Origin of the sequence: Actinokineospora sp. NBRC 105648, from assembly GCF_030269645.1 — a bacterium.
GTDB lineage: Bacteria > Actinomycetota > Actinomycetes > Mycobacteriales > Pseudonocardiaceae > Actinokineospora.
Map to the genome: position 1 here is coordinate 168,634 of NZ_BSTR01000006.1, position 12,652 is coordinate 181,285.

Annotated in this window: 8 protein-coding genes; 3 read left to right on the plus strand and 5 right to left on the minus strand. The window is 72.5% G+C overall.

The window, feature by feature from the left end; translation table 11 throughout:
* Window positions 1-270 precede the first annotated feature (270 nt).
* The gene (locus QSK30_RS08415; RefSeq protein ID WP_285501018.1) at window positions 271-3,675 is read right to left on the minus strand and encodes an NACHT domain-containing protein; all 3,405 of its coding nucleotides are present in this window, start codon (window positions 3,673-3,675) and stop codon (window positions 271-273) included.
* 323 nt (window positions 3,676-3,998) lie between these two features.
* The gene (locus QSK30_RS08420; RefSeq protein WP_285501020.1) at window positions 3,999-4,865 is read right to left on the minus strand and encodes a DUF4394 domain-containing protein; all 867 of its coding nucleotides are present in this window, start codon (window positions 4,863-4,865) and stop codon (window positions 3,999-4,001) included.
* 152 nt (window positions 4,866-5,017) lie between these two features.
* On the opposite strand from QSK30_RS08420, the gene QSK30_RS08425 reads away from it, so the two are divergent.
* A complete protein-coding gene (locus tag QSK30_RS08425) occupies window positions 5,018-5,419 on the plus strand; it encodes a hypothetical protein (protein WP_285501024.1) in 402 nt (133 codons plus the stop codon).
* Between the two features lie 3 nt (window positions 5,420-5,422).
* On the opposite strand, the gene QSK30_RS08430 is transcribed toward QSK30_RS08425, so the two are convergent.
* Window positions 5,423-8,542, minus strand: coding sequence for an AfsR/SARP family transcriptional regulator (locus QSK30_RS08430; protein ID WP_285501026.1), 3,120 nt, complete (start codon window positions 8,540-8,542; stop codon window positions 5,423-5,425).
* Window positions 8,543-8,982: 440 nt separating this feature from the next.
* On the opposite strand from QSK30_RS08430, the gene QSK30_RS08435 reads away from it, so the two are divergent.
* Both QSK30_RS08435 and QSK30_RS08440 read left to right on the plus strand, forming a co-directional pair.
* Window positions 8,983-9,618 carry a hypothetical protein gene (locus tag QSK30_RS08435; RefSeq protein WP_285501028.1) on the plus strand — a complete coding sequence of 212 codons (636 nt, stop codon included), beginning with the start codon at window positions 8,983-8,985 and terminating at the stop codon, window positions 9,616-9,618.
* Window positions 9,619-9,766: 148 nt separating this feature from the next.
* Window positions 9,767-10,273 carry a hypothetical protein gene (locus QSK30_RS08440; protein ID WP_285501030.1) on the plus strand — a complete coding sequence of 169 codons (507 nt, stop codon included), beginning with the start codon at window positions 9,767-9,769 and terminating at the stop codon, window positions 10,271-10,273.
* Between the two features lie 271 nt (window positions 10,274-10,544).
* Here QSK30_RS08440 and QSK30_RS08445 read toward each other — a convergent pair whose 3' ends face one another.
* Both QSK30_RS08445 and QSK30_RS08450 read right to left on the minus strand, forming a co-directional pair.
* Entirely contained in the window at window positions 10,545-11,357 is an 813-nt protein-coding gene (locus QSK30_RS08445; RefSeq protein WP_285501032.1) for a maleylpyruvate isomerase family mycothiol-dependent enzyme, read from the minus strand.
* 269 nt (window positions 11,358-11,626) lie between these two features.
* Complete coding sequence (locus QSK30_RS08450) at window positions 11,627-12,604, minus strand: alpha/beta fold hydrolase (protein ID WP_285501034.1); 978 nt, start codon at window positions 12,602-12,604, stop codon at window positions 11,627-11,629.
* Window positions 12,605-12,652: the final 48 nt, after the last annotated feature.

Sequence of the window (12,652 nt, forward strand, 5' to 3'; positions counted from 1 at the left end):
TCGACAGGCGAGCCGCTCGCGACAGTGGTGGGCGCGGTGATCGTGGCGATGAGGTCGGCCCTGGGCGGGCCGGGGGGCGGTGACCGTCGCGGTGAAGGTCACCGGGGCACCCACGACATCCGCGAACTGACCGGATCCCCCCGGGCTTGTCCAGGCGGCCTCTCGTCGGGAGTGGGGTGGTTCGGCGTCATCGAAGACCAGGATTCCCGTGCGCCCGTCGTCAGGCTTCTCGATCCATAGTGGACTGATCCGGGTGAGTCGCGCCCGTTCTCACCGCGCGGACGGGAAGGGGTCGGGCCCGCGCTCGCCTTCGGCCGCGAGCCTTACGGCGTGGTGGCGCACAGCGGGGGTGAACCGCTCGGTGTCCGCGACCCAGGCAGCGAGCGTGCGGCCGGGTTCGGGCAGCCGCGCCGCCAGTTCGCCTGCCGCCCCGAGCGCCAACGGGCCGTCCGCGGCCTCCGCGATGGCGACGTAGAGCGCGCAGATCTCCCCAGGCCCCAGCGCTTCCGCCACGTGCGCCGCCGCTCGCAGTCGGCACGCGGCCGAGCGAGTGGGCGATACCGATGGGTCGGCGACCCGGCGAGCGGCCTGCGCCGGGTCGACCTTCCGCAGCGCCAGCACGACCTCCAGATACCGGTCGTCGTCGAGTACGCAGCTGTCGAGGACGCTGCCGAGTACTCGGGCGCCCGCCGCGCGGTCGACCTCCGCCACCGCGCGCCCCACCCGCGTCCGCAGGTCCGCCGAGAGGCCCCGGCGCAGCCCGATCCGGGTCAGCAGAGCGGTCCTCCGGGTCGCGGGCTCGACCCGGAGGACGAGGTCGAGCCGGACCTCGTCGGGCACGGTGTGGTCCCGGATCATCAGGTCCCTCGCGTATCCGGCGCGTTCGGCGTCGAGTCGGTCGAGCAGGGCCAGCGCGCGCAGCCGCAGGTGGATCGGTGGCTCCCGATACCGGGGGTTCACCTGGGCGTAGGCGAGTTCGACCGCCCACCGGGCGTCGACCCCGCACAGGTGCTCCGCGACGGTCAGGTGGATCCGGGGGTCGTTCTCGTGCCGGGTCAGGAACGTCCGGAGCGCCTGCCAGGCGCTCCGGGCGCCCGGCCAGGTCGCGTAGGCCAGGTGCACCAGCTCGTCCGGCGCGTCCGCCAGCTCCGCCGCAGGCACCCGGTACACACCCATCGCCGGGTCGCGCGCGAGTTCCCGCAGTAGGCGGGGACCGTCCGAAGTGTGTCTGTTGAGCAGGTCCGCGCTCTGCAGCCGTCTGACCGGAGGGGTCGCCGGGTCGGTGGCCAGGACGGCCATCAGCTCGACACCGCCAGCCGGGTCCTGCGCGTGCACCTCGGTCACCGCCGCCCACCACCGCGCGCTGTCCCCCCGCTCCGCTCGTCGGGCGATGGTCCGGATCTCCGCCGCCGCGCCCGCGGGATCGATCATCCACAACTGGCGGATGGTGACCCGCCAGTCCTCGTTGCCCTGTGCCCGCCTGATCAGCGCCAGCAGGTGTTCGACGCAGCCGCGGTGCACGTCCTCGGGCAGATCCACGCCGCGCCGCACCAGTTCCACGAGGAACTCCACGTTCGCCGGGCCGCCGCGCCGCCACATCCGCCGCAGCGCGGGGTCGACCCGGGCACCGGAACGTGCCCAGCGCGCGGTGAGGAACATCCGCACTTCCAGGTGTGGCCACGGCAGCTCGGACCTCGGCGCCAACCACCGGCGGCTCGCGGGGCTCGACCAGGTCGGCCCGACCGGGTAGCGCGCGGCGAGGTGGTCGGCGGCCAGGTACTCCTCGATGGTGTAGTGCAGGAACTGGAATCCGCCCCGCCGCTCGGTGACCAGCCCGCACGAGCGCAGCACCTCGGCCAGGATGGCGCGCCGCTCCGGCTTCGCCACCGCGTCCGGCCAGGTGATTCCCCGCCACCGTTCGGCCAGCTCCAGCATCGGCGCGGCGCGCACACGATCGTCGAGGCCCTGCCGTTGGAAGGCGATCTCCCGCACCAGCGGCAGGACCCGGTCGCACAGCCGCGCGACCACGTCGTCCACCCCGCGGCCCCGGCCCAGCCCGCGCGTGATCTTGTCGCGGTGCTCGGGGTGCGCGAGCTTGCCGGTGGCCCAGTCGATGAAGCGGCCGAACAGCTCGTCCTGCCCGCGCGGCAGCCTGGCCCGCGGGTCGTGGTCGAGCAGGATGCACAGCATGGTGGCGAACAGCGGGATGCGGCCGAGTTCGTGGGTCCGGTGGTCGTCGAGGCCACGCACGAGCTGGGCGGCCATCGCTGCCGGGTCGGACCTGCCCAGCGCCCCGAACCAGGCCACGGCCAGGCTCACCAGGTTCTCCGTGCTGAACGGCTCGATGGTGTAGGTCGGGCACCGGCTGCCCACCGGGCTGGTCAGCGCCTGTGCGAGGTCGATACCGAGTGGCCTGCTGGTGACCAGGAACCGGTAGCGCGAGTCCAGCCGGTGGTCGGCGATCGCGCGCAGCGCCCGGCCCCGGCCAGGGTCGAACACCTCGTCCATCCCGTCCACCAGTACCAGCCACGGCACGCCGGGGATCGGCTCGTTCCGGAACAGCCGCACCAGCTCGGCGTGGTCGAGGCCGACGCTGATCTCGTTGGCGACCCCGTGCGCCAGCGCGTCGGGCAGGCCGTGCCCGCGGGCGAACGCCGCCGCGGGCACCGGCACCGGGACGAAGTCACCCGCCCCCTCGGCCAGCCACCGCCGTGCCTGCTCGGCCGCCAGATACCGCACGAGGCTGGACTTCCCGGTGCCCGGGGCGCCCTCCACCTGCGCGCCGCCCGGGTGGTTCCGCAGGATGTCCTCTGCGGGCATACCGTGCACCACGGTGTGCAGGCGCGGATCCCGGTCCGGCGGCGGCTCCCACGTGGTGGCCGTGGTCTCGCGCCCGCTCACGTACACAGTCGACAGCGAGGGTGCGTTGTCGACCAGGTGGCTGTAGGGGTGCCGGTGCCCCGCGCGCAGCACGGAGGTCAGATACCGGCGCACGGCGTCGCCGGGGTACCGGTGCGCGCCCGCGCGCAGGCGGGCGTCGTCGAGCAGACCAAGCCACGCCGGGTTGACCGCGGGGAGCAGCAGCGCGGGGAACCGCCCCACGACCTCGGTCACCGGGACCAGGCGCGGGCCCCGGTCGAGCAGGCCGCAGATCACCCCGGTGCGCTGGTCGAGCACCGGGGCGCCGATCGCCGAGGCCGGGACGTGCCCGCGCAGCCGGACGCCGTCCGCCGCCTCCGCGCCGCGGTCCAGGGTCAGCAGCTCGGCGCCGTCCGGCGTCGGTGCCCAGGCCTCCAGCGGGTCGCCCGGGACCGGTGGCGCCCCGATCCAGCCGTGGAACCCGTCCCCTGCGGGGAAGTGCAGCAGGGCCCAGCCCGCGAGCTCGAGGTAGACCGTGGCAACCACGTCCGAGCCGGCGACTCCGCGCACCGACACCTCGGTACCGGGTGTTCTCGAGCGCGCGGGGGCCAGCACGGTCCCTGGCGCGACGAGGAACCCAGCCGTCGGGCCCGCGGTGACCGTGACCCGCCGCAGCGCGTCGCGCAGGCGCAGACCCGCCTCGTCCGGCGTGCCCGGGCGGCCCGTGTACAGGTGGACGTGGTCCACTCGCCCCGCCATGACCGGGTTGCCGATGACGGTGCCGGAGATCTCGTTGACCGTGGCCGAGTCAGCCATGATGGTGCACGATAACCGGTCGTGCCCACCCGTCCGCGCCAGGATCGTCGGAGCGGGGTTCGAGGCTGTCGATACCCGCGAACGCCGTGTCGCGCAGGCGTTGGAGGGTGCGTCGTCGTGCGTTCACCCCAGGACGCTGTCGGCGAAGCGGACGGGGCTCTCGGTCCCCTCGTCCTCGTCGTCTCCCTACCGACGAGCAGGACACCGAGGTGGCGGCAGGCTGCCGCCACCTTGGTGTCCGATGTAGACGCTTTCCGGCCGCGTCGGTGCCGTGGTCGGTGGCGGGCCTGTCCCGGCGTCCGGGGCGGGGCGTCGCCGGGGGTTCAGTTGGTGTCGAGGGCGATGGCGATGTCGGTGATGCCCAGCGGGAACTTCCCCACCGCGGTTGCCGCGCCGGTCAACAGGTTCACGTTGTACAGCGCGGTCTCGTTGCTGTTCCCGGAGGTCAGGGTCGCGAACGCGGTCGCCGAGACCGGCTTGCCGTTGACCAGGTCGCTGTAGATGTCGAGGCCCGCGTTCGGGCCCGCGTCGATGCCGAGGGCGCCGGTTGGGGCCAGGGTGCCGTTGTTGGCGGGGGACTGGACGACCACCTGGTCGGTGGCCGTGTTGATGTCGAAGAGCGTCGTCGCGGTGTCCGGGTTCAGGTCGTTGTTCGTGTACGCGGCGGCCGTGACGCCCCGGGTCGGCCCGAGGGACGGCGGGGTCGTGAGGATGGCGTCCTCGGTGGTGCTGCCGTCGGTGAGGTTGTGCCGCAGGTTCTGGCCCTGGTCGCTGATCACCCGCAGCCGGTCGGCGGCCGGGTTGAAGTCGACGTCGAAGTTGTTGCCCCACAGCGGAACGCTCAGCTGCGAGACCTTCTTGACCACGACGTCGGGGGTCGTCGGGGGAGTGGTGATCGCGTAGACGCCGCCCGCGTTGCCGACGCCGTACAGCAGGCCGTTCTGGACGCGGAAGTCGATGCCGATCAGCGCCGTGTCGCCGTTGAGGCCGGTGACGACCCGGACCCAGTCGAGCACCTGCGGCCGGTCGGTGCTGAACACGACCATCAGCGTGCCGTCGGCCGTGATGCCGAACGCGCGCAGACCCGTGGTCTGGGCCGCGCTGCTGCCCGCGGCGCCCACCGAGACCGCGCCGACGACCGACAGGAGCGCGGCCGTGGCGGCGATCCTTCTCTTGAGCCTTACCTTCATCCTTCGTCCCTCCCAGGGCTCCGTAAGCCATCCGACGCTATCCACGCGAACTGGACAGCCATTGGACGTCGACTGGACTCGCCACATCGGCGCCTTGCGGACCCCGCGCGCAGCCAGGACATTCGCAGTGACAAGGAAATGAGGGGGTAGTCATGCGAAGAGCAGGGGCACTCACGGCCGGATTGCTCGCCGTCGTCCCGTTCATCACGGGTGCGGCAGCGGCGCGGGACGGGTGCTGGTCCACCGCGCCGATCGAGCTGACCAACCAGGGGGTGTGGAAGTACACCAACCAGATCTCGTGGTGCGCGCGGGGATCGGGGATCACGTCGGTGGCGATGACCGTCACGCACCAGGTGCTCGACCAGGCTTGCCGGTGGGTGGGCCGGGTCGAGGAGTCGGACGCGCCCGCGAAGGACGGCACCGGCCGGACCGTCTACGACCAGAGCGAGTTCGAGTGCTCCGGCACGATCGGCACCGGCGGCGTGAACCCGTGGGTGGTGGTCACCGTCCAGCCGAACGGCACCTACACGGTGGACATGAGCGGCATCGGGTGACAGTCACCTCGCCAGTCGCAGCCGGGCGAGCAGGGAGAGCGTTCGCGTCTCGCCCAGCCCGTGCCCGGTCTCCAGGTGCACGGCGAGCGCGCCCCGCGCGTGCTCGGTGGCGGCACCGGGTTCGCCGCGGCTGAACAGGGCGCCCGCCAACGTCGTCAGGGCCTGACCCTGCAGCGCCCGGTAGCCCGCCTGCTCGGCGAGCGCGAGAGCCTGCCGGGCGCGCCCCGGGTCCGCGGTGACCGCCGCCAAGCCGATCAGCGCGTCGACCTCCGGGTAGCGGTCGCCGGTCTCGCGGATCAGGTCGAGGGCCTGGCCGTACCGGCGGACCGCTTCCGGCCGGTCGCCGAAGCGGGCGAGCACTGCCGCCAGGGCGGCCAGCGCCTCCGCCTCGGTCCGCGGGTCGCCCGCCTCCCGGGCGAGCGCGAGGCCCGTGCCCGCGCACTCGAGGGCCACGGCCCGGTGGCCGCGGTCGCCGTGTGCCAGGGCCAGCCTGCTGCGGGTCTCGGCTTCGCCGCCCCGGTTCCCCGCCTCGCACTGCAGGTCCAGGGACCGGCAGAGCAGCTCCACCGCCTCGGCGGTCCGACCGCGGGCGCGCTGCGCCTGCCCGAGGTTGGCGAGGTTGATCGCCTCGCCGTACCGGGACCCGATCCGGCGGTACCGGTGCAACGCCTGGGTGTAGTGGGTGGTGGCCTCGGCGAGCCTGCCCATCTCCCAGTGGACGAGCCCGAGGTTGCCGAAGGCGACGGCCTCGCCCGCGGGCTGGCCGATCCGCCTGCTCAGGGCCAGTCCGCGACCGAACCGGGACGCGGCGTCGGCGAGCCGCCCGGACTGCCAGTAGACGCACCCCAGGTTGCCGAGCACCGCGGCCTGCGCCTCGACCCAGCCCGCCTGCCGCGCGAGCAGCAACGCGGCCGTGTACTGCCGGACCGCCTGCCGGTACTGCCCCTGGCGGAAGTGCAGGTCGGCGAGGCTGAGCCGGGCGGCGGCCCGCGCGCGGGGCGAACCGTCGGCGTCGGCGGCGCTCCGGCCCGCTTCGGCGACCGCGAGCCACTCGACGCGGCGCATGCACATCCAGAAGTAGCCGCGCAACGCGTCGGCGAGCCGCCACGCCATGGAGCGCGGGCCGTGGTCCGCCGCGAACCGCACGGCGGCGACGAGGTTGGCGCGTTCGCCGTCCAGCCACGCCGTCGCCTCGCCCAGGCCGGGGAAGGCGGGCGGGACGCCGGACACCGGCAGTCGCAGCATGTGCGGGTAGAGGAGGCGGGCGGCGCCGTCCACCGCCGCCAGGTACCAGTCGTAAAGCCTGCCCAGTGCCCGCTCGCGGTCCGCGGCGGGCTCCAGCCGTCCGGCTTGCTCGGCGGCGTAGCGGCGAAGCAGGTCGTGGAAGCGGTACCGGCCCGGCGTGTGGTGCTCGACCAGGTGCGCCGCGGCGAGCCGGTCCAGCGGCGCGAGCACCCGCGTGGGCTCGGTACCGGCCAGCGCGGCCACGGCCTCGGCGCCTACATCCGCACCGGGGACCAGGCTCAGCAACCGGAACAGCCGCTGGGCGTCGGCGGGCAGGGCGGCGTGGGACAGGTCGAACGCGGTCCGCACCGCCGTCTGCTCGTCACCGGGCACCGCGAGGGCGGCGAGGAGGTTGCCCTCGCGCAGTTCCGCGACGTAGTCCTCGATGCCGTCGCCGGGCCGATCGGCGAGGTTGGCCGCGGCGATCCGCAGCGCGAGCGGGAGGTGGACGCACAGCTTGGCGAACTCGAGGACCGCCCCCGGCTCGGCGCGGACGCGCCCGCGGCCCAGGACGCCCGCGAGCAGTTCGACGGCGTCGTCGGGGCTGAGCACGTCGAGCGTGAGCTGGCGTGCCCCGTGCACGGCGACCAGGCCGGTGAAGCGGTCGCGCCCGGTCACCACGACCAGGCACTCGGGTCCGGCGGGCAGCAGCGGCCGGACCTGGTCCGGGCCGACGGCGTTGTCCAGCAGGACCAGGATCCGCCGGTCGGCCGTCAGCGTCCGGTACAGGGCCGCCGCCGTTTCCTCGTCAGCGGGTACGCGGTCGGGCGAGATCCCCAGCGCCACCAGGAACTGCGCGAGGATCTCCACCGGTGTGGCCGGGGCGCCCGACGAGTGGCCGCGCAGGTTCGCGTACAGCTGCCCGTCCGGGAAGCGGGACCGGACGCGGTGGGCCCAGTGCACGGCCAGCGCCGTCTTGCCGACGCCCGCCGTGCCGGAGACCGCGACGATGCCGCCGGTCACCGTACTGTCCAAACTGGACAGTACGGCCGTCCGGCCGGTGAACCCGCGCGGTTCGGCGGGTAGCTGCTTCGGGACCCGGTGCGCCTGCCGGGGCTCGGCGGCCACCGCGGCGACGGGTTCGCGCAGCACGGCCGCGTGCGCGGCCAGTAGTTCCGGTCCCGGGTCGATCCCGAGTTCGTCGACGAGCCGCGTTCGCACTCTGCCGTAGAGCCGCAACGCCTCGCCCCGTTGCCCGAGGGCTTGGTGGGCGCGGATCAGGAGTGCCTGCGCGGCCTCGTCGAGGGGCTGTTCCGCGGCGGCTTCGGCGATGCCGGACAGGACTTCCGCCGCGTCGCCCGCGTCGATCATCGCCCCGGCGTACCGGGAGAACACCTCCCGGCGCTCGGCGACCAGCGAAACGACCTTGGGGTGGCTGGTGAGCGGCGGCAAGTCGGCCATCGGCCTACCGCGCCACAGCCTCAGCGCGGCACCGAACGAGGCCACGGCGCGGGCGGCGTCGGCGGCGCGGTGCGCGTCGTTCGCCTCGGCGATGAGCTCGCGGAACCGCCACAGGTCGACCTCGACGGCGTCCCGCCGCACGGCGTAACCCCCACCGAAGTGCGGCAGGACCCCGCTGCCCGCCCGCGGCGCGCGCCCGGGTTCCAGCAGCCGCCGCAGGTGCTTGACGTGCGTCTGGACGATGTTCACCGCGCTCGGCGGCGGCCGGTCGCCCCACAGCGCGTCCACGAGGTCGCGCCGGGCCACGGCGTCGCCGCCCGCGAGCGCGAGCAGCCCGAGGACCGCGCGCCTGCCGGGCGGGCCGAGATCGAGTTCGGCGTCGTCGTGCCACGCCCGAAGCGAACCCAGCACCTGGATGCGTACCGACCTCGTTGTCACCGCGGGTCCCCCGCCATCGGCTGCCGACCACCAAAAAAGTAGTGGGGCCGGCCGCCGACGCACAAGGAAGTCGCACCGCTCGGGCTAGGGGCGCCGGGCAGGTCGACCAGTGCGACCAGACATTCGCGCCGTTCGAGGCAGGCAAGGGGCGCCGGTAGCACCAGGATCGCTCGATCACCACGCTGATCACCACCTGATCACCGCCCCGGTGCCCGCCGGGCCGCCCCCGGACCCGTCGTCCCACTGCCGCGCGCTTTCGTCAAACCCTTCGCGGGTAACGTATTCCCGCAGGCAGCAGGTCGCTGTCCAGTCGCGGTCCAGTCGCCATCCAGTGCTTCCTGATGAGGTGTGTGGCGACGGCGCAAGTCGTTGAACGCCCGTATCCAGAAAGGCGCGGCCCAGCGGGTCCGCCACACCCCCCGGATATGAAAGAGGCAGACATGGGCAACCGTGCATGGAAAGCGTGCACCCGAGCAGCGCTGGCGATCGCCGTCAGCGTCGTGACCGTGGCCACGAGCGGAGCCGTGGCCTCCGCGGGTCCGGTCGGCGCCGTCGGCACGCCGGGCTCGTTCACGATCGCTCCGAACCTCGGCCAGTTCACCCTCATCTCCCCGACCGTCCAGCTCTCCGGGGTCCCCGGCGTCAACGGTGATGTCGCCGCGTACCACGGTTTCAGCACCCTGCAGAACCTCAAGATCCAGTCGCAGGGCTTCGACCTGGAGGGGCGCATCCAGGGCAGGCTGCGCAGCTACGACTTCAAGAGCCTGTGGCAGGTCTACAACCTCCCGTCGTCCTCCGGCTGGAGCCTGTGGGTGCTCAACTTCAAGCGGGACACCAGCCAGAGCGTGCTGAAGGAGACCTTCCGCAGTGAGCAGCTGATCGACGTCAACATCGACATCAAGTTCAAGGTCTCGGCCGCCAACCTCCGGGGCGTGTCGACCCTGCGGGTCGGTTTCGAGACGCTGCGGCTGACCTTCGACGGGACGACCAAGGACTTCACGGTCGTCAACGGGGCGTCCGGCGGTGCCCGGGACCAGAACAACAACGAGGTCCCGGTGGACTTCGAGCCCGTCTGACCGAGGACTCCCGGTCATCGGGCCAACCGCTGAGGCGTTGACGATGGAAGCGAGTGGCGCCGGGCGGACACCGCGCCGGCCGGCGCCACCTTCCCGCAGTGATACCGGACAAGGGGCCAGCGTGCTTTCCAGCAGAGAGACTCGTGCGTTGATCACCAGGCGTCCGCCGGGTGTTCCGAGCGACCGCGGACCGTCGGGAGCGGCACGGCGGGGTCTGGCACGACTCGCCGCGGCCGCCGCGACAACGGTGGCGCTCCTGCTCGGTGGCTCCGGCACCGCGCTGGCGGCCACCGCGCACTTCGTGCCGGAGGCCACCGAAGTGAGCTGGGACGGCGCCGTCGCCACCGTCTCGTTCCAAGAGGTGGACGTGGCGGTCGGCGGCGACGCGACCACGATCTCGGTCAAGGTGACCGTCGACGTGCGGGTCGTCTGCACGCGGGACCAGTCGACGCTCAACATCCGCAAGTCCACGACCGCCTTGGAGGTGACGGAATATCCGATCGGTGACGTCGGCACCGTCACGGGTACCGCCAAGTTGCCGCTCGAGTTGACCGGACTGCAGGTCCCCGGCTACACGTGCGCGACCAAGCACTTGTCGATCACCGCGGTCCTGGAGGACTTCTGGACCGGCGCGATCCTGGTCCACAAGACCTGACCAGCAGGCACCTGCTCGCAGACGGTCCTGGCACGGGCATCGGTGCCACGACGACGACCCGCACCGGTGCCCGCGCACGCACGAAACCCGCGCCAGAGCGCAAAATCCCGCTCTGGCGCGGGTTCCATGGTCCAGCGACCAGGAGCGCAGTTGCCCTTGGCGGCGCCGCGCACGCCCCAAGATGGCGGCGGTCCGGCCGGAGCTCTCCGCTTGTCGAGGACGCCGGTCCGGCATGGCGAACGTGCTGGGTCCGGCCTAGTACCGGTGCCGGTCAGTCGCTGGCGTGGGCGGTGTTGTCGAGCCAGTGCTGGGCGAGGTCGGTGTCGCCCTGGACGGTGATGTCGGTGATGTCGGTGGCATCGCCGGCGGTGAGAGGGCGTCGTCGGGTCAGGGTCAGCAGCAGTGATTGCGCCGGGCCAGTCACCGTAACGTCAGCCGGCTGGGTCGCCGGCTGCCACGTCGCCCCGTCCGGCTGCCGTTCGACGAACCACGCGCCCGCGTCGTCCGCGGTGTCGGTTGCCTGCCACTGCAGGGTCTGCCCGGTGCCGCGGATGGCGTCGGCGGACTCCGACCGCTGCATCGCCCAGGTGGGGGAGGTCAGCATCGTGAAGTGGTTGGTGATGAGCGCGGCCGCGACGGCGGGCTCGATGTCGGCCGGGCGGTTGGCCGCGGTGGCGGCGTCGACGCCGTGGACGACTGCCTCGTTGACCATGGTGGTCAGCCAGAACCGCGCCCCGGTCCGCCCGTCGCCGGAGGCGTTGAACACCGGTGCGTCGAGCGCGTCGTCGGAGCAGGCGTTCGCGACCCGCTGCGCGGACTCCGAGAGCCACGCCTGCCACTCGCCGGGACCGGCGGGCGGTGCGGCCAGCTCCGCGGGCAGCTGGGTGGGGTCGCTGATGCGCCGCTCGATGATCTCCGCGACCCAGTTCTGGGTCTGGCCCACGTGCGCGACCAGGTCGGTGGTGGTCCACTTCGGCGCGGTGGGCACGGCGGCGTCGGGCCCGGCCGCGACGGCCGACTCCGCCAACCGCCGGGTGTGGTCGACGATCGCCCGCCGGGCTTGGTCCGCGGTCAGTTCGGTCATGGGATTGTCCTTCGTGTCTGGATAGCCGGGACGTTCACTGAGCCCCGCCCCCTGCGGGCGCCCTCGACTACGCGTCGAACGACGGTAGCCCGGATCGACACACCCGCCACCACCAGGTGGCCCCGCGGGCGTGAACCCCCCGGATGACCTCGTGGCTGAGACGCCCACGAGACCGTTCGGGTTCACGCCCGCCTGGTCAACCCCGACCCACCCACACCCCTGTGTGCCTGGATCGCCACGGGCACGACGCTGTCGTGCCCGTGGCCGGCCTACGCGTCCTGACTGGACCGGGTCGAGACCGGGTTCGCCGAACCCTGCCGCTCCAGCCACCCCAGGATCATCTGGGTTGTCTCCTCCGGCTTCTCTTGCTGGATCCAGTGACCACAGTCCAGGCTGGCCACTTCCACGTTGGGCACGAACTCCGCCAACCGCTCGGACCTCGCGATCACGTCCCGCTCGCCGTAGATCATGAGTGCGGGCCGCTGGATGATCGGGTCCACGTCCGCCAGCAGCCGCCAGTTGCGGTCGAGGTTCCGGTACCAGTTGACACCGCCGGTGAAACCCGATGATTCGAAGGCGGAGACGAAGACGCCCAGTTCGCTGTCGCTCATGATGGGCTCGCCGGGTGGTGTTCCCGCCCTGGCGAGGTTGATCAGCGCCATGCCCGGCTGGGGCTCCGCGGGGGGCAGGTCCTTCCGGTAGATGTTCCGGAGGAACTGGAACGTGTTGTCGTCGAACACGGCGTCCGCGACGCCCGGCTGCCGATTGAAGTGGACGAAGTAGAAGTCGCCGCCGAGCACGTCCTCCATGACCTCGATCCACGGCTTCTCGCCGCGCTCCTGGTAGGGCAGGCTCAGGTTGATCACCTTGTTCACCCGGTCGGGGTGCAACAGGGTCAGTCCCCAGACGACGAACGCGCCCCAGTCGTGGCCGACGAAGGTGGCGTCCTCGTACCCGTAGTGGTCGAGGAGCGCGACGAGGTCACCCGAGAGGTGTTCGATGTCGTAGTCCGCCACCTCGGTCGGACGGGACGAGTTGCCGTAGCCCCGCTGGTTCGGGGCGATGACGTGGTAGCCCGCCGCGGCGAGGGCGGGCACCTGGTGGCGCCAGGAAAAGGCGAGTTCGGGCCAGCCGTGGCAGAGCACGATGGGATTTCCCGCGTTGTGTCGGCCCGCCTCGAAGACCTCGAGCTCCACACCGTTCACCGGGATGAGGGTGGGCTCGGGAAAATCGGTTGGATCGACCATCGTATTTCCTTCCAATCCGGGTGACCGGGCGCCGAGGATCACGTCGGC